21 protein-coding genes are annotated in these 19,324 nt (G+C 70.1%); 5 read left to right on the forward strand and 16 right to left on the reverse strand.

Annotation, left to right across the window (positions count from 1 at the left end; genetic code table 11):
- Positions 1–126: 126 nt before the first annotated feature.
- The 4 genes from ABT025_RS28380 to ABT025_RS28395 form a co-directional block, all read right to left on the reverse strand.
- Positions 127–792, reverse strand: a complete 666-nt coding sequence (locus tag ABT025_RS28380; RefSeq protein WP_351000369.1) for a response regulator — start codon at positions 790–792, stop codon at positions 127–129.
- Entirely contained in the window at positions 789–2,045 is a 1,257-nt protein-coding gene (locus ABT025_RS28385; RefSeq protein ID WP_351000372.1) for a sensor histidine kinase, read from the reverse strand. The genes ABT025_RS28380 and ABT025_RS28385 overlap by 4 nt, the downstream gene beginning before the upstream one ends.
- A gap of 65 nt (positions 2,046–2,110) precedes the next feature.
- Positions 2,111–2,938, reverse strand: a complete 828-nt coding sequence (locus tag ABT025_RS28390; RefSeq protein ID WP_351000375.1) for an ABC transporter permease — start codon at positions 2,936–2,938, stop codon at positions 2,111–2,113.
- Positions 2,935–3,873 carry an ATP-binding cassette domain-containing protein gene (locus ABT025_RS28395; protein WP_351000377.1) on the reverse strand — a complete coding sequence of 313 codons (939 nt, stop codon included), beginning with the start codon at positions 3,871–3,873 and terminating at the stop codon, positions 2,935–2,937. Before ABT025_RS28395 ends, ABT025_RS28390 begins: the two co-directional genes overlap by 4 nt.
- A gap of 279 nt (positions 3,874–4,152) precedes the next feature.
- Here ABT025_RS28395 and ABT025_RS28400 point away from each other — a divergent pair, with 279 nt between their 5' ends.
- Positions 4,153–4,710 carry a GNAT family N-acetyltransferase gene (locus tag ABT025_RS28400; RefSeq protein ID WP_351000380.1) on the forward strand — a complete coding sequence of 186 codons (558 nt, stop codon included), beginning with the start codon at positions 4,153–4,155 and terminating at the stop codon, positions 4,708–4,710.
- Positions 4,711–4,929: 219 nt separating this feature from the next.
- Here ABT025_RS28400 and ABT025_RS28405 read toward each other — a convergent pair whose 3' ends face one another.
- The 7 genes from ABT025_RS28405 to ABT025_RS28435 form a co-directional block, all read right to left on the reverse strand.
- The gene (locus ABT025_RS28405; RefSeq protein WP_351000383.1) at positions 4,930–6,510 is read right to left on the reverse strand and encodes a type IV secretory system conjugative DNA transfer family protein; all 1,581 of its coding nucleotides are present in this window, start codon (positions 6,508–6,510) and stop codon (positions 4,930–4,932) included.
- Position 6,511: 1 nt separating this feature from the next.
- Complete coding sequence (locus ABT025_RS28410; RefSeq protein ID WP_351000386.1) at positions 6,512–7,930, reverse strand: ATP-binding protein; 1,419 nt, start codon at positions 7,928–7,930, stop codon at positions 6,512–6,514.
- Between the two features lie 157 nt (positions 7,931–8,087).
- Positions 8,088–9,638 carry an SCO6880 family protein gene (locus tag ABT025_RS28415; RefSeq protein ID WP_351000389.1) on the reverse strand — a complete coding sequence of 517 codons (1,551 nt, stop codon included), beginning with the start codon at positions 9,636–9,638 and terminating at the stop codon, positions 8,088–8,090.
- A complete protein-coding gene (locus ABT025_RS28420; RefSeq protein WP_351000391.1) occupies positions 9,635–11,014 on the reverse strand; it encodes a hypothetical protein in 1,380 nt (459 codons plus the stop codon). Before ABT025_RS28420 ends, ABT025_RS28415 begins: the two co-directional genes overlap by 4 nt.
- Positions 11,004–11,870 (reverse strand): DUF8175 domain-containg protein, encoded by an 867-nt coding sequence (locus tag ABT025_RS28425; RefSeq protein ID WP_351000394.1) that lies wholly within the window; start codon positions 11,868–11,870, stop codon positions 11,004–11,006. Before ABT025_RS28425 ends, ABT025_RS28420 begins: the two co-directional genes overlap by 11 nt.
- 183 nt (positions 11,871–12,053) lie before the next feature.
- Positions 12,054–12,362, reverse strand: coding sequence for a DUF8827 family protein (locus tag ABT025_RS28430; RefSeq protein ID WP_072489575.1), 309 nt, complete (start codon positions 12,360–12,362; stop codon positions 12,054–12,056).
- 315 nt (positions 12,363–12,677) lie between these two features.
- Entirely contained in the window at positions 12,678–13,379 is a 702-nt protein-coding gene (locus tag ABT025_RS28435) for a ribonuclease FAU-1 family protein (protein WP_351000397.1), read from the reverse strand.
- A gap of 10 nt (positions 13,380–13,389) precedes the next feature.
- On the opposite strand from ABT025_RS28435, the gene ABT025_RS28440 reads away from it, so the two are divergent.
- Positions 13,390–13,680 carry a DUF6892 domain-containing protein gene (locus ABT025_RS28440; RefSeq protein ID WP_351000400.1) on the forward strand — a complete coding sequence of 97 codons (291 nt, stop codon included), beginning with the start codon at positions 13,390–13,392 and terminating at the stop codon, positions 13,678–13,680.
- A gap of 205 nt (positions 13,681–13,885) precedes the next feature.
- On the opposite strand, the gene ABT025_RS28445 is transcribed toward ABT025_RS28440, so the two are convergent.
- From ABT025_RS28445 to ABT025_RS28465, 5 genes are all read right to left on the reverse strand, one after another.
- Complete coding sequence (locus ABT025_RS28445) at positions 13,886–14,470, reverse strand: hypothetical protein (RefSeq protein ID WP_351000403.1); 585 nt, start codon at positions 14,468–14,470, stop codon at positions 13,886–13,888.
- A gap of 52 nt (positions 14,471–14,522) precedes the next feature.
- On the reverse strand, positions 14,523–15,140 hold the full coding sequence (locus tag ABT025_RS28450; protein ID WP_351000406.1) for a hypothetical protein: 618 nt from the start codon (positions 15,138–15,140) through the stop codon (positions 14,523–14,525).
- 83 nt (positions 15,141–15,223) lie between these two features.
- Positions 15,224–15,349: a hypothetical protein gene (locus ABT025_RS28455; RefSeq protein ID WP_351000408.1), complete on the reverse strand. Its 126-nt coding sequence runs from the start codon at positions 15,347–15,349 to the stop codon at positions 15,224–15,226.
- Between the two features lie 188 nt (positions 15,350–15,537).
- A complete protein-coding gene (locus ABT025_RS28460; protein ID WP_351000411.1) occupies positions 15,538–16,254 on the reverse strand; it encodes a DUF5701 family protein in 717 nt (238 codons plus the stop codon).
- Between the two features lie 401 nt (positions 16,255–16,655).
- A complete protein-coding gene (locus ABT025_RS28465; RefSeq protein WP_351000414.1) occupies positions 16,656–17,093 on the reverse strand; it encodes a winged helix-turn-helix transcriptional regulator in 438 nt (145 codons plus the stop codon).
- 92 nt (positions 17,094–17,185) lie between these two features.
- On the opposite strand from ABT025_RS28465, the gene ABT025_RS28470 reads away from it, so the two are divergent.
- The 3 genes from ABT025_RS28470 (at position 17,186) to ABT025_RS28480 (ending at position 19,219) form a co-directional block, all read left to right on the forward strand.
- On the forward strand, positions 17,186–18,025 hold the full coding sequence (locus tag ABT025_RS28470; protein WP_351000417.1) for an SDR family oxidoreductase: 840 nt from the start codon (positions 17,186–17,188) through the stop codon (positions 18,023–18,025).
- 292 nt (positions 18,026–18,317) lie between these two features.
- Positions 18,318–18,710, forward strand: coding sequence for a helix-turn-helix domain-containing protein (locus ABT025_RS28475; RefSeq protein WP_351000419.1), 393 nt, complete (start codon positions 18,318–18,320; stop codon positions 18,708–18,710).
- A 92-nt stretch (positions 18,711–18,802) separates the two neighbouring features.
- Positions 18,803–19,219 (forward strand): VOC family protein, encoded by a 417-nt coding sequence (locus ABT025_RS28480; protein ID WP_351000426.1) that lies wholly within the window; start codon positions 18,803–18,805, stop codon positions 19,217–19,219.
- Positions 19,220–19,324: the final 105 nt, after the last annotated feature.

The raw sequence follows: 19,324 nt of genomic DNA on the forward strand, positions 1-19,324 counted from the left end.
ATGGTACTGCAGGGGGGACCCTGTGGGAGAGTAGGACGCCGCCGAACTCCTTTTGATAGTTAAGCCCCGTGCCCTTGTGGCACGGGGCTTTTCTGTGTTTACGGGCTCCTTGTGTTTACGGGCTCCTCAGCCCGCGGTGACCAGGTGAGTGTCGTACGCCAGGATGACCGCCTGCACGCGGTCCCTGGCTCCGGTCTTCGCGAGAATGCGCGAGACGTGGGTCTTCACGGTCGATTCGGCCAGGTGGAGCCGTTCGGCGATTTCTGAATTGGTCCAGCCCTGACCGATGACGGTGAGGATCTCCGTTTCCCGGTCGGTGAGTTTCGCAATCCGCTCGTCCGGGGTCGAGGCCCCGCCGGGGGTGGTGGGCAAGTGCTTTACGTAGGCGTTCAGGAGACGGCGGGTCAGGCTCGGGGCGACCACGGCGTCGCCGCCGGCCACCGCGCGGATTCCGGAGAGAAGCTCCTCCGGGAGCGCGTCCTTGATCAGGAAGCCGCTGGCGCCGGCGCGCAGGCCGTCGTACGCGTAGCGGTCCAGATCGAACGTGGTGACGATGAGGACGCGCGTACGGGAGCCGGCCCTGATGAGGCGTCGAGTGGCCTCGATGCCGTCGAGCAGGGGCATGCGGATGTCCATCAGGGCGACGTCCGGCTGGTGTCGGGCGATGAGTTGGAGGGCTTCGTGGCCGTTGGCGGCCTCGCCGACGACGGTCATGTCGTCCTGGCTCTCCAGCAGCATGCGGAATCCGAAGCGTTGCATCGGCTGATCGTCCGCGATGAGCACGGTCGTCACGAGGGGGAGTCCTCCAGGGGGAGTCGGAGCCGTACCTGCCAGCCCGTGGTGGCCGGCCGGCCCGCTTCGAGTGTGCCGTCGTACAGGGCGGCGCGTTCGCGCATTCCGGTGATGCCCTGGCCGGTGCCGTCGGGCGGGCCGGCGGTGGGGTGTGGGTTGCCGTTGTCCGTGATCAGGGCCTCCAGTTCCGTCGGACGGTACGTCAGCGTGACCTCCGCCGTCAGCGACGGTCCGGGTTCGGTGTGCTTCAGCGTGTTCGTCAACGCTTCCTGCACCACTCGATAGACCGTCAGTTGCCTTCCGGGTGTGGGTGGCACGTCCGGTGCTGTGCCGTGGCGGTGCAGGCGGACGGGGAGTCCGGCGGCGCGTACACCTGCGAGCAGGGCCTCGATGTCGTCGAGTGTGGGCTGCGGGGTGCGGTCCGCCAGGTCCGGGTGTTCGCGCAGGACGCCCAGCAGGCGGCGGAGTTCGGCGAGGGCCTGGCGACTGGTGGTGCCGATGGCGTCCAGGGCCTGGGCGGCCCGTTCGGGGCTCTTGACCGCGGCGTAGGAGCCGCCGTCCGCGAGGCCCGTGATCACGGAGAGGTTGTGCCCGATGATGTCGTGCATCTCCCGGGCGATCCGGGTCCGTTCGGCGGCCGCGGCCAGTTGGGCCTGCTGGTCGCGTTCGAGTTCGAGGCGGTTGGCGCGGTCGACGAGGGCCTCGGTGTACTCCTTGCGCGTACGCACCACGATGCCGACCAGGGACGCGAACGCGAATGCGTACAGGTGGGGGACGAAGAGCCGGTTCCAGTCGTCCGGGAAGTGGGTCGAGCCGATGACCAGCGGGGCGAACACGACCGCGCCCGACCACGCCAGAGTGCGCATCGGCTTTCGGAGCGCGATGTTGAAGACGACGATCTCCTGGAGGAAAGCGGCCTGGATGACCGCCCCCGTCCACACGTTGACCAGGGAGAACGGTGCCATGAACACCAGCACGGCCAGCGGACGGCTGCGGCGCCACAGCAGTGGGGCGGAGAACGCGACGCTCATCCAGAGCACCAGCGTCGCCGACACGTCCCGGTCGACGGCGACCGTGCGCCAGCCGCCGGACGAGACGTCGAGGACGGCGAACAGCACCCAGAAGGTGGTGAGGAGTCCGTCCCAGACGAGGGGGTGGCGGCGGTCGAACGCGCGAACGCGTCGGAGCAGGCGCTGAATGTGGCCCGTGAGCGGGAGGGGGCCCGCGGGGCGGTGTGATTCGTCGTCCGTCATTCGTCCTCGCCCCTCACTCGCCCTCGTCCTTCACTCGTCCGTCCTCGCGCCCGGTTCCGTCCGTGTCATGCGTCGCGGCGTCGCAGGAGCAGGGCCGCCGCGCTCAGTGTGGCCGCAGCCCACAGGACGAGGGCGAGCAGGGCCCCGCCGGTGGAGGCGGCGTCGGGGAGGGGGGTCGCGGAACCCAGTACGCCGGCGGACTGCGTGGGGAAGTAGCGGACGGCGGTCTCGACGGTGTCGTACGGGAGCATGGTGAGCACCTCCGGCAGGACCATGACGCCGCCGATGAAGGCGCCGATCGCCCCCGGCACCGAGCGGAGCAGGGCGCCGAGTCCGAGGGCGATGAGGCTGAGGAGGGTGGCGCCGGCGGCGTTGCCCGCCACCGCCCTGAGTACGCCGGGGTCGGTGAGGGCGGCGGCCTGGTCCGTGTCGTGGAGGAAGAGCTGTGCGACGGCGAACGTGAGCAGAGAGGTGGTCAGCATGACGCCGAGGACGGTGGCGGTGAAGACGGCCGCCTTGGCCCACAGGACCGGGAGCCGGCGGGGGACTGCGGTGAGCGAGGCGCGGATCATGCCGGAGGAGTACTCGCCCGCGGTGACGAGGATGCCCAGGACCACCGTGCAGAGGGTGCCGAGTGTGGTGCCGTAGAGGACCAGGATGACGGTGTCGACGTCGGAGTCGCCGCCGTCGGACGTGTAGGTGGCGCCCATGACGATGCCGACGGCGAGGACGAGGGCGGCGGCGGACCCGAGGGTGATCCAGCTGGAGCGCAGGGTGTGGAGCTTGTGCCATTCGGAGCGCAGTACCCGGGCCGGTGTGACGCGGTAGGGGTGCGGGGTGGGCGTCGGGATGGAGGCCGGGGCGGGTGCCGGGGCGGGAGTCGTGGTGGTCATGCGAGGGCTCCGGTCGGTTCGGGGGCGGTGATCCGGTATTCGACCGACTCCTGGGTGAGGTCCATGAAGGCCTGCTCCAGGGATGCGGTGCGGGGCGTGAGTTCGTACAGGGGGATGGCGTGGGCGGCGGCGACGCGGCCGATGTGGGCGGCGTCCGTGCCGCGGATCTCCAGGTGGTCGGGTTCCGTTCCGGCCGCGTCGGTGATGTCGATGCCGGGGCCGCGCAGGAGGTCGCGCAGGGCTGCGGCCTGCGGGGTGACGACCTTGACCGCGCCGCCGCCCGCCGTGGCGACGAAGTCCGCGACCGTGGTGTCCGCGAGGAGCCGGCCCCGGCCGATGATGACGAGATGGTCGGCGGTGAGGGCCATCTCGCTCATCAGGTGCGAGGAGACGAGTACCGTGCGGCCCTGCTTGGCGAGGGACTTGAGCAGGTTGCGGATCCACAGCACGCCCTCCGGGTCGAGTCCGTTGACCGGCTCGTCCAGGATCAGGGTGGCCGGGTCTCCGAGCAGGGCCGCGGCGATGCCGAGCCGTTGGCCCATGCCGAGCGAGAAGCCCTTGACCCGCTTCCCGGCGACGGCGGTCAGGCCGGCCAGGTCGAGGACGTGCTCGACGCGGCCGCGCGGGATGCCGTGGGTGTGGGCGAGTGCCATCAGGTGGTGGAAGGCGGTCCGGCCGGGATGGACGGAGCGGGCCTCCAGCAGCGCGCCGACTTCGGTGAGGGGTGCGCTGTGAGTGGCGTACGCGCGTCCGCCGACCGTGGAGTGGCCGCGGGTGGGCGCGTCCAGGCCGAGGAGCATGCGCATGGTCGTGGACTTCCCGGCGCCGTTCGGGCCGAGGAAGCCGGTGACGGTGCCGGGCCGGACCGTGAAGTCGAGGTCCTGGACGACGGTGGTGTCGCCGTACCGTTTGGTGAGTTCGTATGCCCTGATCATGCGGTCGACGCTACGGAGCGGGCGGGCGCGGGGCGTCGGACCGGGGACGGGCAGTGGCGGCGGGCGTAGTACCGGGGTACGACGCGGTGGGCCTTGGTAGGTCTCGGTCGGCATCGGGGGCCCGGGCCCGGTGGGCCTCGGCTGTTGTCGAAGGCTCGGGGGCCCCGGCTGTTGTCGGGGGCCGGTGGCCTTCGGCCGGTGCAGGGGGCTTGGCGGGTCTCGGCCGCCTCGGTGGGAATCACATTGCGCGGCCATGGGAGCGCAGGTCAGGATCGGTGCATGGACTACGTGATACGGGCCGTGCGCGCCGATGAGTGGCGGTCGGCGAAGGAACTCAGGCTGGCCGCTTTGCAGGATCCGGCCGCTCCGGTGGCGTTCCTGGAGACGTACGAGGCGGGGCTGGAGCGGTCCGACGACTTCTGGCGGGAGCGGACGGTCGGTGCGTCGGAGGAGGGTGAGGGCCGGGTCCGGCAGTTCATCGCCGAGGCTCCTGACGGAAGCTGGGCGGGCACGGTGACGGTCCTGATCGAGCGGCCGGACGGGGACACCGTGTTCGGTGAGGCGGCCGCGGTCCACCAGGCCCATGTCGTCGGGGTGTTCGTACGGTCGGAGGTGCGGGGCAAGGGGCTGGCCGAGCAGCTGTTCCGGGCCGGGACGGACTGGGCGTGGTCGCTGGGCGAGCCCGTGATCGAACGCGTACGGCTGTATGTGCACGAGGACAATCCGAGGGCCGCGGCCCTCTACCGGCGGATCGGGTTCGTGCCGACCGGGGAGAGCGTGCCGATGCCGGGTGACCCGACGGCCAGGGAGCTGGAGTACGCGGTGGCGCGGCCCTAGGGCCTCTCGGCCGGATCGTGCCGGGCTCGTGGGCCCGGCACGCACATCCGGCGGGCTGTCGGCGGGCGCCGATGCTCCGCGGTGGCTTTCTCCTCCGCCTTGCGCTTGCACGCACCGGGCCCCGCTCCCAGGTCCGGCTCGATCCAGGCCGATCCGGCCCGATCCGACCTGATCCGGTCTGATCCAGACGAAGGGCCTGGGGGGTGTCGGCGGGGAGGGTCACAGCGCGGTCGGGGTCCGGAGCTGCTGGGTCCAGCGGGCGCGGGCCTGTTCGCGGGAGCGGAGCAGGGCGACGGTGGGCAGGCCTTGTCCCTCGCCTGTCGCCAGCAGCTCCGGCAGCCGGGGCAGTGGCGCGACGGCCGCGATGTCGTCGAGGACGAGCGTCATCGGTGGGTCGAGCCGGCCGTCGGACGACCGTGCAGCCATGCGTCGGCCCTGCTCGACCACGTCTGAGGCGAGCGCGGTGAGCAGGGGCATCGCCCCGGGCCCCGAGCGCGGGTTCTCGATGGGTTCGCCGACCACGTAGAGGCTGCCCCCCTCGTTTGCGAAGGAGTCCAGCGCGAGCGCATCGGCGCGGTTCGGTGTGCAGGTTTCCCGGACGTGGACCGAGGACAGGGCGCCGAAGGCCCGTACCGTCAGTTCTTGTGCCATTTCCCGGCGTTCGGGGTGGGCGGTGAGTGCGGACTCCAGCAGCCCGGCGAGTCCGGAGGCCGCCTTGGGGTGGGTGCGGAGCAGGCGCACCGGTTCGTGTGCGCTGCCGCCGAGGGCCCAGCGGTGGACCTGGCGGAAGGGGCGGCCGTCGATGGCGGCGGCGTGGAGCCAGCACTGCAGGAGGGTTTCCGCGGTGTCGGCCGTCGCCGCGTCGATCCGGGACTGCGGTCGTACGGGGGCGAGGAGTGCGGCGGAGCGGGCGGCCGCGCGGTCGGGCAGTTCGCAGCCGGTGGTGGGGGCCCAGTGGAGCCGGGCCGGGGTGTCGCAGAGGTGGCCGGGGTCGTAGACGAGGACCGGACCGAGCTTGGCCCGGGCGTCCTTCGTCTCGGCCCAGACGCTGGGGTCGGAGGTGACGACGAGCACGGGCCCGTCCGCCTCGCGGATGGCCTGGACGGCGGTGGGCCGGCGGGTGGCGGCGGGGCCGTAGACGACGAGGGGCGTGCGCGGCGAGGGGACGACGGGCGGGAGGGGAGCCGGCGTCTGGGTGGCGTCGGCCGGGGCAGCCTTGTCGTTGATCGGCTCGGTGACCGGTTCGGTGACCTGCTCGGTGACCGGTTCGGCGGTGGGTTCCCGGTGGGGGGCCGGGGTTGGGGCCGGGCGGGCGGCTCGTTCCTCGTACGCGTACTCCTGGAGCGGTTCGCGCTGTGGCGGGTTCTGCTGTTCCAGTCGGTCGGCGCGCTGCCGTGCCCGTACGCCTCGCCAGCGGGCGACCACGCCCATCACGAACACGGTCAGTACCACCAGCACCATCAGTTCGCCGATGAACAGGCCCCAGAACAGCCCGTACCCGGAGAGCTCCCCGGCCGGGGTGACCGGCCAGGCGGCGGGCAGGTCGTGGGGGGCCTCCACCAGTCGGCGCATGGCCAACGGGGTCTCGGCGAGGGTGACACCCTCCGGCCAGGCGCCATGGGAGAGGAGACCGGCCAGACCGGTGGCCGTCCAGGCCAGCAGCGTCAGGCCGAGGAGGAAGAGCAGCAGCCCGATCAGCAGTCCGTCGGGGATGCCTCCGCCGCCGTTCCCGTTGTCGCCGCCGCTCCTGCTCCCGCTCCTGTTGCCGTTGCGTACGTCGCCGCGCCCCGCACCCGCCATGTCATGCCACCGTTGACTCGGACGACTCGTTCAGTCGTTGCTGGTTCTCGATGCGTGCCGCGCGTTGCTCCGCCTCCAGCTCGGCGGCGCGTACGTCCTCCGGGAGCAGGTCGTCGGCGGAGGACTCGGTCATGGCGCGGTCGGTGAAGACGAGCGGGCGTTCGGCCTCGGTGATCAGGTGTTTGACGACCTGTACGTTGCCGTTGACGTCCCAGACGGCGATGCCCGGGGTGAGCGTGGGGATGATCTCGACCGCCCAGCGTGGCAGCCCGAGCACCCTCCCGGTCGCTCTGGCCTCGTCGGCCTTCTGGGCATAGATGGTGCGCGTCGAGGCCATCTTCAGGATGGCCGCCGCTTCCCGTGCCGCGGCTCCGTCGACCACGTCGCTGAGGTGGTGGACGACGGCGACGAACGAGAGCCCGAGCCGGCGTCCGAACTTCAGCAGGCGCTGGAAGAGCTGGGCGACGAAGGGGGAGTTGATGATGTGCCAGGCCTCTTCCACCAGGAAGATGCGTTTCTTCCGGTCGGGCCTGATCCAGGTGTGTTCCAGCCAGACGCCGACGATCGCCATCAGGATCGGCATGGCGATCGAGTTGCGGTCGATGTGCGAGAGGTCGAAGACGATCAGTGGGGCGTCGAGGTCGATGCCAGCGGACGTCGGTCCGTCGAACATGCCGCGCAGGTCGCCGTCGACGAGCCGGTCCAGGACGAGGGCGACGTCCAGGCCCCAGGCCCGTACGTCGTCTATGTCGACGTTCATCGCTTCGGCGGACTCCGGCTCCGGGTGGCGGAGCTGGTCGACGATGTCCATCAGTACGGGCTGGCGGTCGGTCGTCGTCTCGTTCACATAGGCGTGCGCGACCTTGAGCGCGAATCCGGAGCGCTCGTCGAGACCGTGGCCCATGGCGACTTCGATGATGGTGCGCAGCAGGGCGAGCTGGCCGGTGGTGGTGATCGCGGGGTCGAGCGGGTTGAGGCGGATGCCGCCGTTGAGCGCGGCGGTGGGGTCGAGGCGGATGGGGGTCAGGCCCAGTTCCTGGGCGATGAGGTTCCATTCGCCGACGCCGTCCTCGCCCTGGGCGTCCAGGACGACGACCTGGCGGTCGCGGAAGCGGAGCTGGCGCAGTACGTACGTCTTCTCCAGCGCGGACTTGCCGTTGCCGGATTCGCCGAGTACCAGCCAGTGCGGGGCGGGCAGCTGTTGCCCGTACAGCTGGAAGGGGTCGTAGATGTAGCCCTTGCCGGAGTACACCTCGCGGCCGATGATCACGCCGGAGTCGCCGAGGCCCGGGGCGGCGGTGGGCAGGTAGACCGCCTGGGCCTGTCCGGTCGAGGTGCGGACGGGCAGCCGGGTCGTCTCCACCTTCCCGAAGAGGAAGGCGGTAAAGGCGTCCGACAACGCGGACAGCGGATCTCGCATGGCGTGACTGACCTCCCTCTCGGTGTCGCGGTCTCGGGTCTCGGTGTGGTCTCGGGTCTAGGTTCGGTTGTTCGGGTGCTCTGGTGGTTTGGTGGTTTGGTGGTTTGGTGCTCCGGTGTTCAGGCGTCTTGCTGTCGAGGTCTGGTGGGCCGGCGGGTCAGTGGCGGATGCCGGTGGCGAAGGGCAGGGTGTTCACGAACGCGCGGTGGTGCTCGCGGTCGCACCACTCAAGCTTCAGATACGACTTGCCCGCCGAGGCCCGGATCGTCCGCTTGTCGCGGGCGAGGGACTCGGGTGAGCGCGACGACACGGTGATGTACCCCACGAGGTTCACCCCGGCCGCGCCGCTCGCGAGATCTTCACCCCGCTGGTCGAGCCGGCCGTAAGCGGCGGTGTCGCGCGGGTCGACGGTGCGGTTCATCTTGGCCTGGCGGCTGGCCTCGGCCTCGTCGTTGGTCTTCTCGGTGAGCATCCGCTCGATGGCGATCTCGGTGGGTTCGAGGTCCATGGTGACCGCGACCGTACGGATCACATCGGGCGTGTGGACGAGGAGCGGGGCGAGGAAGTTGACGCCGACGGGCGTCATCGGCCACTCCTTCACCCAGGCCGTGGAGTGGCACCAGGGCGCGCGGGTCGATGACTCACGCGTCTTGGCCTGGAGGAACGTCGGCTCGACCGCGTCCAGTTCGGCGGGCCAGGCGTTGCGCTTCGTCATGGCCTGGATGTGGTCGATGGGGTGGTCGGGGTCGTACATCGAGTGGACCAGGGAGGCCAGCCGGCTCTGGCCGAGCGGCTGGCGGACCCGGATGTCGGCCTCGGCGAGGCGGGCGCAGATGTCGGTGAGCTCGCGCGCCATGACGACGGCGAGACCGGCGTCCCGGTCGATCTTGCGGCCGGAGTGCGGGCGGGCGGCGCGGGCCATGGCGTGGGCCTCGGCGGCGAGCTCGCGGTTGAAGTGCATGCAGGCGACGAGGTAGGCGCGGTGCTGCTCGCTGGAGGTGGAGACCATGGACTGGAGCTGCTCGTACGACTCCTGCAGCCAGCCCGGGGAGCTCTTGTCGCCGCGCTGGGCGACGTCCTTGGCGTGGGCGTCGGGGTCGGCGGGCAGGGTGCGGGCCAGCATCTGGATGCGGGTCACGAAGCCGTCGCCGTTGGCGACGTGTTTGAGAAGGGTGCCGAACCGGTCGACGAGAGCTTCCTGGTCCTCGCTGTCGCGCAGCCCGACGCCGGGGCCCTCGATCTCGATGGCCGCGGTGACGGTGCGGCGGTCGGCGTGCAGCAGTACGGCGATCTCGTCCGGCCCGAAGGGTGCGGCCAGCCAGTTGATCCGGCCGATGCCGGGGGGCGGCCCGATCTCGACCTCACGCCCGTCGGCGCTGACGCCCGCCTCCATGGCGGAGGAGCGGTAGGACGTGCCGCGGCGCAGGGAGCGCTTGAAGCTGCGGTTGATCTCGAACCATTTGTAGAAGGTCCGGTGCTTGTACGGGACGTAGACGATCGCCAGGGCGAGCAGCGGGAAGCCGGTGAGCAGCACGATCCGCAGGGAGAGGACCGGGACGAGCAGCCCGCTCATCATGCCGAGGAACGCGCCGCCGATGATCAGGGCGATCTCGCCCGTCTCGCGGTTCTTGCCGACGATCGCGTTCGGCCGGGCACGGCCGATGAGATACGTACGGCGGGGCGTGATCGGATGGGACTGAGTGCTCAACGCCCGCCACCTCCTGTGCTGTTGTTACCTGAACTGCCTGATCCGCCGGATCGGCCCGATCCACCGCGAGAGCTCCGGCTGCCGTGCGGGGTGCCGGACGTGGGGCCCGAACCGCTGCGGGGCGGAGGTGCGGCGGAGGGGACAGATCCGCCGCCGACCCCGCTCCCGGAGTTGCGGGAGCTGTGTGCGGCGACTCCGCCGCTGACCGGGTTGGAGGGCCGTCCGCCGCCGCTGTTGCCGCCGCCGCTGCCGTCCTGGCCGCCGCCGCGGCTGCTGTGGGTCTTGATGCCCTGTGAGACGAGAGCGGCGGGCGAGCTGATCATCGCGGCGGCCTGGGAGCCGTCGGTGGCCTGCTTGCGGTTGGTGCGGGCACCCTGGATCTCGTCGCCGAAGCCGGGGACGAAGCGGTAGATCATGCCGGAGGCGAAGATCGCCAGCAGGATGATGGCCAGCCCGGAGACGACGGCCGAGAACGCGTCGGGTCCGTCGTCCGATGACAGTGCGCCGGCCAGGCCGAGCACGATGACGATGACCGGCTTCACCATGATCACCGCGATCATGATGCCCGCCCAGCGCCGTACGTGCCCCCACATGTTCTTGTCGACGAGCCCCGCGTACACGGCGGTTCCGAGGAGGGCGCCGACGTAGAGCAGGGCGGCGCGGATCACGAGCTCCAGCCAGAGGATGCCCGCGGCGAGGATCGACACGAGCGACACGACGATCAGCATGATCGGCCCGCCGCCGATGTCGGCGTCCTTCTTGAGCGCCTCGGCGAACGACCCGAAGAAGACGTCGGTCTGCCCGCCGGAAGACGAGGAGATGACCTCGGTGACGCCGTCGGTGGCGGAGACGATCGTGTAGAGGATCAGCGGCGTGAACGCGGAAGCGAGCACGGTGAGCCACAGGAACCCGATGGCCTCGGAGATCGCGGTGGTGAGCGGCACCCCGCGGATCGCGCGCTTGGCCACGGCGAGGAGCCACAGGACGAGCGTCAGCACGGTGGAGGCGGCGAAGACGATCGCGTACTGCTGGAGGAAGCGGGTGTTGGTGAAGTCGACGTTGGCCGTGCTTTTGACGGCCTCGCTGAGCTTGCCCACGATCCACGCGGCGGCGTCGGCGCAGCCGCGGCCGAGGGAGGTGAGGGGGTCGAGGGCGGGGTCGACGCTGTCGGGGGTGGTGGATTTGGGGGCGGGGTCGCCTTCGCAGTAGTCCTTGGCCGGGCCGCGGATCAGATCGCAGGCGCTGCTGTCCTTGCTGGGCGTTGGACTCGGCGACGGGTCGGCGAACGCCCGACTGGCGAGTAGGACGAAAGACACTTGCAGGGTGGCCGCAATTCCTGCCACCGAGAGGGTGCGACTTTGTCGCTTACCGGGCATAGGTGAACCCTCCGAACTGTTCCACAGCATCGGCCATCTCCCCGGCCGGGGAGGCAGCCTGGTCGCGGCCAACGGGAGCAGGGCCGTCCTTCTGCGTGAAGTCGGTGACCTTCCAGTCGCCGTTGATCCAAGTGAGGTCGAAGGTGTTGGTGAACCAGCTCTCGGAGACCGGGTTCTTCGATCCTTCACCGGCTAGGCCGAACAGCGCTGAGTACCAGACGGCGACGCTGGCTGTAGTGCCGTCGAACTTCACAACTTTCGTTCCGACGGGGTTGGAACGTGAGATGAAGGTCTGGCCCGCAGGAGCAGTGCCATCGGCGTTCAGCCCGATGTTCGAGAGGAAGGACTGGTCGGAGTAGACGTTGTTCAGGTCGTCCTGGCGGGCAGCAGCGACAACTGGCGCGTATACCGCGACGGCGATGGCCTGTCGACGCTCTCTGTTGAACATCTCGGCTGACCCGAGCGCCACGGAATAGTTCGCCGCAGCACTCTGCGCCCCCTGCTCATCATGTGCGAACCCCGACGGGATCTCGCCGTTCTTCCCCGTCACCGGCTTTGTCCCCGTAGCCGCAGTCGGCGCCGCGCCCGCCTTCTTGCCGTTGCTCCCCGACGCGCCGTCGCCGTCGTTCCCGTCGCCGCCGCCCATGTTGGCGAACGCGATGGCCGCGAGCAGCAGGACGATCACGCCGACGACCGTGACCAGTGAGCGCGAGCTGCGGGCCGGGCGGCGGGGGCCGTAGCCGTCGCCGCCCTCGCCGTCGGGGAGGCGGGTGCGGGTCTGGCGCGTACCGCCGATCGTGCTGTAGCCGTCTCCCGTACGCCCCGAGTCGTTGCCGTAGCCGTCGTCGTGACTCATGCCGCGTACGCCCCCTCAACCGTTGCCTGAACCGTGTCGTGGTACGACGGTAGCCGTGCTGGTTTCCGCGTGGACGCGGTGTGGTGAGTCGACATCAGGGAGACGCAACCTCTGCCGGTGGGCACGACGGACGGATGGTGACGGGTGGGGCGGGACTGCCCCCGAGCGCGGGCTGACGGCTGGTTAGACGGCCATCCCGTAGACGATGGTGAACACGGTTCCCAGCGATCCGATGATGAACACACCGGTCAGGCCCGCGACGATCAGCCCCTTGCCCTGCTCCGCGCTGAACGTGTCGCGCAGGGCGGTCGCGCCGATGCGCTGTTTCGCCGCGCCCCAGACCGCGATGCCGAGACAGAGCAGGATGGCGATCGCCATCACGACCTCGATCATTACGCGGGCCTCGTTGCCCAAGGTCCCGAACGGCCCCCAGTTCGGGGCGATTCCGCCGATGATGGTGGTGATGTCGCCCTTCTCCGCTGCCAGGATCATGTAAGTCACCGCCCCTGTTGGGTAGTTCGGTACCCGTGCCGCACGGCACGGGTCACCCTCTATCTTCGCTGATGAAACTGCTCTCGTACGACGACTTGATGGCTCTCTTTACCCGGATCTCGTACGTATGACCGGTCTGACCGCCCTGACCTGCGGATCGAATCGGTGTCTGAGGGATTTGCGTCTGGTTACTCTGTGTATCACGGAGGGTGACGCCGGGCAATGATCGCCATCGCGCCACCCTGACCGAGACCTGCGACGGGGGCTGAACCACACCCATCGGGGGTCGTGCGGGGAGGTCGGGGTGGTCGTCGGTCAGAGGAGCGGGTGGCGGGGGACCGGTGGCCGGGGCGGGGTTCGCCAGGCAGGCGGCGGCCGGAAATCGCACCAGGAGCCGTCGAAGGGAAAGGTTCCGGCCTCGGCGAGCCGGGCCACCCTGTCTCCCTCGGTCCTGATGGCCGCGGCCTCGTCGGCGGTCCAGTACGCGGGATGGCCGGTCTTCTCGGCGAAGGACTCCTCGTCCTTCCACTGCCAGGTCCGGTCCGGCGCCACGTTGATGTCGAGCTCGTGGTCGGCGATGTCGATGTCGTCGCCGTGGTGGACGCGGCGCTCCAGGTTTACGTACCAGCCGCGGAATTTCCGTCTGCGGCCGAAGAGCCACAGGACGGAGTGCGCGGCGCCTGTCGGCTGGTAGAAGAGGGCGCTGCCCATAGGCCACCGGCCGGCGATCACGGGGTAGCCCTCGGCGGGGCGCTCGTGCGGGGCGATGTCTCGCAGGTGTGTGGCACCACGGGGCAGGGCCGTGTGCCACATGGGGGTGCCTGTCTCCATCCAGACCAGCTGTCCCTCGGGCGTGCGTTCGACGAGACGCACGGGTACGGAGGCGCTCAGGTGGCCGCCTATGAAGAAGTTCCAGTGCAGGATCCGGCCCGGTTCGTTGCCCCCGCGGTTGCTTGTGCCGATTCCCGGGTCGGTGCCTGTGCCGCTGCTCGTGTCGTCCCGCTTGCCCACTTTCATGCGATTGATCATGCCCGCGGTCCGGTCTCCGGACACGTGCCCGGCCGTCCGTCCCTGCTCTGGTGTCAGTGCCGTCTTCCAGGTCGGCGCCAGGGCCGACTCCAAGGACTCCAATGACTGCGGCGACTCCAGTGACTCCAGTGACTCCAGCAACTTCTCCGACTTCAATTTCAAGCTGCTCGTCATCGAGGGGCTGATGCACTGCAGTGACGCGCTGGTTCCGCGGTTCGGTCTCACGGAGTGCCCGGGCGTCGAGGGCACGTTCGCTCGCTCGACGACCTATACCTCCTGCCGAATCTGAAGGTGGTGGCGGGCACGGCGAAGGGCGTCGGCATCGCGGTTCCGGCCAGGCCAGACGATCTTCGCGGCGCGCGGGATCGTCGCCCGGTAGCCGGTAGCCGGTAGCCGTAGCCGTAGCCGTAGCCGTAGCCGTAGCCGTAGCCGTAGCCGTAGCCGAAGCCGAAGCCGAAGCCGGTACCGGTGCCGCGACCCGCCTGCCGCCCCCCTCAGTGGCCTCCCCGGTTCTCCACGCACGGGCCCGTTCCCGGATGGGGTTCGGCGTAGGCGCCGTGCACCCGGATGGTCAGCTCCTCCTCCGTCACGTGCCCGGACACGCACACGTCGCCCGTGTGAACGCTGTAGAACCCGTCCCAGATGTAGACGCCGTGCTGCTTTCCGCAGCCGAGGTGCTCCAGCGCCACCGTGATCCGCTTCTTACTGACGTCACCCTCCTTCCGGGCCTTGTCCAGCTCGTACTGGATGAGCGCGGCCGACGCCTCGCCCTTGGCGCGCTTGGCCGGGCTGAGTTCGACCGACATGCGATAGGCGTGGTTGTCGCCGTAGTTGGGCGGCCGGTCCTCGTTGTCTCCCTCCCGCGGTGTTCCGGTCGTGCTCGCGGTGGGTGATGAGGAGGACCGGCTCGGGGGAGTCTCGGCGGGCTGGGCGCACTTCGGCCGGGGGGTGAACGACGGTCGCGGGACGGCCGAGCGGGACTGCTGCTGCCCGGGGTGTTCGGTTCCGCACGCGGTCACGGTGAGCCCGAGGAGGGCGGCTGCTGCGGCGGACTGTCTGAGGCGGATGGTGAGGGACATGACATAAGTCTTCCGGACCGTCCCACCGGGCACATGCGTGTGCCGGTTGCCTCTACTCCGTCAGTCCCACGACTCCCCAGCCCCGTCGGGCGGCTTCGGACAGGACGCGCCCCCAGTCCTCCAGCAGGTCGGTGAAACTGTCGAAGGTGCCGGCCCACGCACCGGGAACGGCCGCGTGCTCGTCGAAGGCCTCGCGCAGCCCACCCAGCAGGGGCCGCACCCGTTCCCATGCCCCGGCCAGTTCCCTTACGTTGTCCGGCGACCGCGCGAGCAGCATGCCGTACGCGATGGCGGGGTCGTCGTGGAAGAAGCCCGGATCCACCTGCTCCGCCTCGCCGTCCATCCCTCGCCAGATCAGCCCGAGCAGCAAGGTGTCCAGCTCGGCCCGCAGCAGTGGGTCGGCATGGTCGCGTACGGCCTCCCACCGCTCCCCGGTCCAGAAGTGGGCCTTGAACGAGCCGGCGGTGCAACGGAACCCGTAGATGCCGAATGAGCCGCTGTGAGGCCCTCGTGGCCATTCCCAGTCGCCTTCGGTCCCCGGTGCGTCGTGATCCCACATCGCGGTCTCGTCGTCGTACCAGGCGTCCCTCAACCGCGAGAGCCTCTCCTCGGGCGCGGCCTCCCCCAGCCACGTCCAGTCGGCGATCAGTACGGTGATGTCGAGCCCCATGCCCGGCAGCGTACTGATCACCCGTGTGGCAGTTCGAGGGTCCGGAGCCGCTTGCCGAGCGGCCCACGGGGGTGCGCGCGCCATCAGTCGACGGCGATGCCCCGGGCTGCCAGTACCCCGGTATCGAAGGCGGCACCCATTCCGCAGTTGTCGATACCCGGGATCAGCCGCAGGTTCGGCAGCAGACCGAGGTCGTCGAGCGGACCCACGTCGTAGAGCTAGTCCTCGCCGTCCCATACCGGGGAGCACTTCTGGTGCACCGCATGTCCGCCGTCGACGTCGAGCTTCTCGATGACGAGCAGCTTGAGTTCGAAGTCGCGGAAGACCGGCATGCGGGGATGGTGGCGGCGGCCCGCACGTGCCCGTGCCCGGCGGGTGAGGGGCCGGGGATCGCGCCTTACGCGCCCGTGCCGCGGCGGCCCGTCGTGGAGCCGAAGCCCAGCCAGGTGTGCCGGTTTCCTGCCCAGCACCAGCCGGCCTTGGGGGCGTTGCGCCGCTCGCGGCCGTCCCGCCCGGTGCCGTTGCTGATCCAGAGCGCCGGGGTGCGGGCGTCCAGGGTGCCGTTGGGTTTGCGCAGCCGGGAGCCGATGGTCATGAAGCAGTGGTTGCGCTCCAGGGCGGCGGGCTGTTGCAGAACCCAGTGGATGCCCTCGGTGAGCAGCAGCGGGGTGCGGTCCTGCGCGGTGAGGGCGGGCAGTGCCTCGTCCGGGCTCCAGTTGGCCATGTGGTCGCCGCGGTCTACGCCGCCGATGACGTAGAGCGGCGCGTCGGGGACCGTGAGGGTGTCGAGCGGGGCGAAGAGGTCGACGTCGGGCATGTCGACGACGACGAAGCCCGGCTTGTCCTCGCGGCGGAGCAGCGGTGCGAGGGCGGAGGCGGGAGCCCGGTCCGGGTGGACGGCGAGCAGACCGCCGCCGCCGCCGGTGCCGGTGCCGGTGCCGGTGTCGGCCTCGGCCGTTTCCGCCGCTTCGGCCGCTTCGGCGAAGTCGCGGATCTCGGCAGCCGACAGGCCGGCGATCTCGTGCACCCCGAGCCCGATCAGCGTCTCGGCCTGCGCGCTCAGGGGCGGAAGCGCGGGGAGGGCGGCGGCGGTGACAGGGGTGGGTTCGGGCACGGTACTCCTCGGGCGGCTGCTGGTGACGTGGACGGCCGCTGGCGTAACGAGGGGGTCCGACCCGAACGTTCCCTCACCGCGTGCGGCCCTGCTCGCCGCCCGGCTAGCAGGGCGGCGACAGCGAGCCCCTTCGTGACGCGAGTCCTGGTGGAGGAGGCAGCGGAGGAGGAGGAGGAGGAGGAGGAGGAGGAGGAGGAGCGAGGCGGGTCGGTCGACGGTCCTCAGTCTCCGAAGTCCTGCGTCAGTTCCTCCCACGGCAGGACCACAGCCGGGCTTCCCCGGCCCACATCACTTCGGAGAGCGATGTCGTGGGATCTCGGACCGGCCGGCCGAATCTCACGGCCAGTGGCGCTATCGATTGGCCGATCGGCCGTGGGACCGGGACTGGTCGGGCAATCTGTTCACTCGGGGGAGTGAGCCGCACGGGTGGTCAGCCGCTTCGCTTGGCCTGTTGCGCTCAGCAGCTCCGTGGCGGACACCCCGCCGGCGAGCCGTTCTGTGATCCGGTCGAACAAGTCCGTCAGTGGCGCACCGACGTCCTGGCCGAACTCGGTCAGCCCGTAGGTGACTTGTGGTGGCGTCGTCGGCTCGACCTTCCGCCAGACCAGGTCGTCCTGGACGAGTGCGCGCAGTGTCTGAGCGAGCATCTTCTCGCTGATGCCCTGAATGCTGTCGCGCAGCTCGTAGAACCGAAGATCGTTGCTCCGCAAGGAGATCAGCACCCAGATGCCCCACCTGCTGGTCACGTGGTCGACCACGTCGCGCGCAGGGCAGTCGGTGTGAAACACGTCATACCGGTTGCCCGTCTCGGCCTGCGTCAGCTGCGCACCTTCCTTCACATCCGGAGCTTACCTCTGGGTATGTTCTTACGAAAAGTAAGCCCGCCTCCTAGCGTCAATTGCCGCAGTGCACAACGGACTAGGAGCTGAAAATGATCGTGGTGACCGGAGCGACCGGGAATGTGGGACGGCCTCTGACGCAGGCCCTGGCAGGCGCGGGCGAGCAGGTGACGGCGGTGTCGCGGCACGCGGCGGCCGTGCCGGACGGGGTCCGGCACGTGTCGGCCGACTTGGCTGATCCGCAGGGCCTCACCCCCGCTCTGAACGGGGCGAAGGCGCTGTTCCTCCTGCTCTCCGGCGACCTGCACGCCCCCGGAGCCAGGCCGACCGACGTGATCGATCTGGCCGCTGCCAGCGGGGTCCGCCGAGTCGTCCTGCTGTCTTCGCAGGGCGTGGCGACCAGGCCGCTCGGCCCGTCGCGGATCGCGATGCTTGCGGTGGAGGAGGCGTTGAGGGAGTCCGGCCTGGACTGGGCCGTCCTGCGACCGGGCGGCTTCGCCTCCAACGCCCTGGCGTGGGCGGAGTCCGTCCGGACACAGGGGACGGTCGCCGCACCCTTCGGCGATGTCGGGGTTCCGGTAGTCGATCCGGCGGACATCGCCGACGTCGCGGCGGCCTGCCTGTTGGACGACCGGCACGCCGGCGGAATCTTCGAGCTGACCGGGCCCGAGGTGATCACGCCCCGTCAGCAGGCGGAGGCCATCGCCACCGCGCTCGGCTCGGCGGTGCGGTTCCACGAACTCACCCGTGAGGAGGCCAAGGCCGCGATGACCCGGTTCGTGCCGCCGGAGCTCGCCGACGACACCCTGGACATCATCTCCGCGCCGAACCCCGCCGAACTGCGGATCAGCTCGGACGTGGAACGAGTCCTCGGTCGCGCTCCGCGCCGTTTCGACGACTGGGTCACCCGTAACATCGCCGCTTTCCGCTGAGGCGCAACTCCGCTGAGGCGCAACTCCGCTGAGGCGCAACTCCGATGAAGTGCCCGCTCGGACTCCCGCACCTGGGCGCGGCTGAGGGAGGAGCTGCAGCCCGGATCCGGCGCTGCGCCCGCGTGGCCGTCGGTTGCCGGTATCCCCATCCGCGCGCCTTTCACGTCCAGCACAGAGGCGGTGGGCCGGTGGGCCGGTATCCGGCGGCCCGGTCCGTGGAGGGCGAGGCCGTCAAAGGCGCGAGAGGTATGGGCGCGGCCCCACGCCACAGGGTCTCCGTATGGTTGGCGGGGTGAGCCGTGCCTCGGAGGAGTCCAATCGCCGCATGCTGCGGGTGAAGGACGCGATGGACCGCGCGTATGCCCGGCCCCTCGACGTACCGGCCCTCGCACGGCTCGCCTACGTCACCGAGGCGCACTTCTCGCGCACTTTCCGGGCCACGTTCGGGGAGACGCCGCACCGGTACCTTCAGCGGCGCCGGGTCGAGCGGGCGATGTTCCTGCTGCGGGAGACCGACCGCAGCGTGACGGACATCTGCTTCGAGGTCGGCTTCGGCAGCACGGGGACGTTCAGCCGGACGTTCCGGGAGATCGTCGGCCGGTCGCCGAGGGCGTACCGGAAGGAGGCGGTGGCCGCACGCGTACCGACGTGTTTCACGATGGCGTGGACGCGGCCGAGCAGCTGAGAGTGCGCCCCGCTCCGTGGCCGCTGCTTTCCGGGGGCGACTGAGCAGTTCTGGATAAGTTTTCGCGGGGCCGTCCCCGTAGCGTGAACGTCATGTTCAACGCAATCACGCACTCGCAGATGTACGTCCTCGACCAGGACGAGGCCCTCGACTTCTACGTCGGCAAGCTCGGGCTGGAGGTGGCCGCCGATGTCGACCTCGGGTTCATGCGCTGGCTGGCAGTCAGCGTCCCGGGTCATCCGGAACGACAGATCCTGCTGGAGAAGCCGGGCGCTCCCGCGATGTCCGAGGAGACGGCGGCACAGGTCCGGGACCTGGTGACCAAGGGGGCTACGGGCGGCTGGCTCATCCTCACCACGGACGACTGCCGCAAGACGTACGAGACGCTGCTCGCCCAGGGCGTCGAGTTCACCGAGGAGCCCACCGAGCGTCCCTACGGTACGGACTGCGGGCTCCGCGACCCGTTCGGCAACCGCATCCGTTTCACGCAGCCGAAGGCCGTCGCCTGAGGCCGGAACCGCGCTGGTTCAGGGGTCGGTGACCGGCGGGTGGCGGCCCGTCCGGCCGGTCGGGCCCGTACGGCCGGTACCGGCTGTACGGGCCCGGGTGGCCCG

Origin of the sequence: Streptomyces sp. NPDC002809 (assembly GCF_040295435.1) — a bacterium.
Classification (GTDB): Bacteria; Actinomycetota; Actinomycetes; order Streptomycetales; family Streptomycetaceae; genus Streptomyces.

Bases quoted from the DNA above. Each gene is read 5' to 3' on its own strand.
- ABT025_RS28385 (WP_351000372.1), bottom strand. From the start codon at position 2,045: ATGACGGACGACGAATCACACCGCCCCGCGGGCCCCCTCCCGCTCACG.
- ABT025_RS28390 (WP_351000375.1), bottom strand. From the start codon at position 2,938: ATGACCACCACGACTCCCGCCCCGGCACCCGCCCCGGCCTCCATCCCG.
- ABT025_RS28395 (WP_351000377.1), bottom strand. From the start codon at position 3,873: ATGATCAGGGCATACGAACTCACCAAACGGTACGGCGACACCACCGTC.
- ABT025_RS28400 (WP_351000380.1), top strand. From the start codon at position 4,153: ATGGACTACGTGATACGGGCCGTGCGCGCCGATGAGTGGCGGTCGGCG.
- ABT025_RS28405 (WP_351000383.1), bottom strand. From the start codon at position 6,510: ATGGCGGGTGCGGGGCGCGGCGACGTACGCAACGGCAACAGGAGCGGG.
- ABT025_RS28410 (WP_351000386.1), bottom strand. From the start codon at position 7,930: ATGCGAGATCCGCTGTCCGCGTTGTCGGACGCCTTTACCGCCTTCCTC.
- ABT025_RS28420 (WP_351000391.1), bottom strand. From the start codon at position 11,014: ATGCCCGGTAAGCGACAAAGTCGCACCCTCTCGGTGGCAGGAATTGCG.
- ABT025_RS28425 (WP_351000394.1), bottom strand. From the start codon at position 11,870: ATGAGTCACGACGACGGCTACGGCAACGACTCGGGGCGTACGGGAGAC.
- ABT025_RS28430 (WP_072489575.1), bottom strand. From the start codon at position 12,362: ATGATCCTGGCAGCGGAGAAGGGCGACATCACCACCATCATCGGCGGA.
- ABT025_RS28435 (WP_351000397.1), bottom strand. From the start codon at position 13,379: ATGAAAGTGGGCAAGCGGGACGACACGAGCAGCGGCACAGGCACCGAC.
- ABT025_RS28440 (WP_351000400.1), top strand. From the start codon at position 13,390: ATGCCCGCGGTCCGGTCTCCGGACACGTGCCCGGCCGTCCGTCCCTGC.
- ABT025_RS28445 (WP_351000403.1), bottom strand. From the start codon at position 14,470: ATGTCCCTCACCATCCGCCTCAGACAGTCCGCCGCAGCAGCCGCCCTC.
- ABT025_RS28450 (WP_351000406.1), bottom strand. From the start codon at position 15,140: ATGGGGCTCGACATCACCGTACTGATCGCCGACTGGACGTGGCTGGGG.
- ABT025_RS28470 (WP_351000417.1), top strand. From the start codon at position 17,186: ATGATCGTGGTGACCGGAGCGACCGGGAATGTGGGACGGCCTCTGACG.
- ABT025_RS28480 (WP_351000426.1), top strand. From the start codon at position 18,803: ATGTTCAACGCAATCACGCACTCGCAGATGTACGTCCTCGACCAGGAC.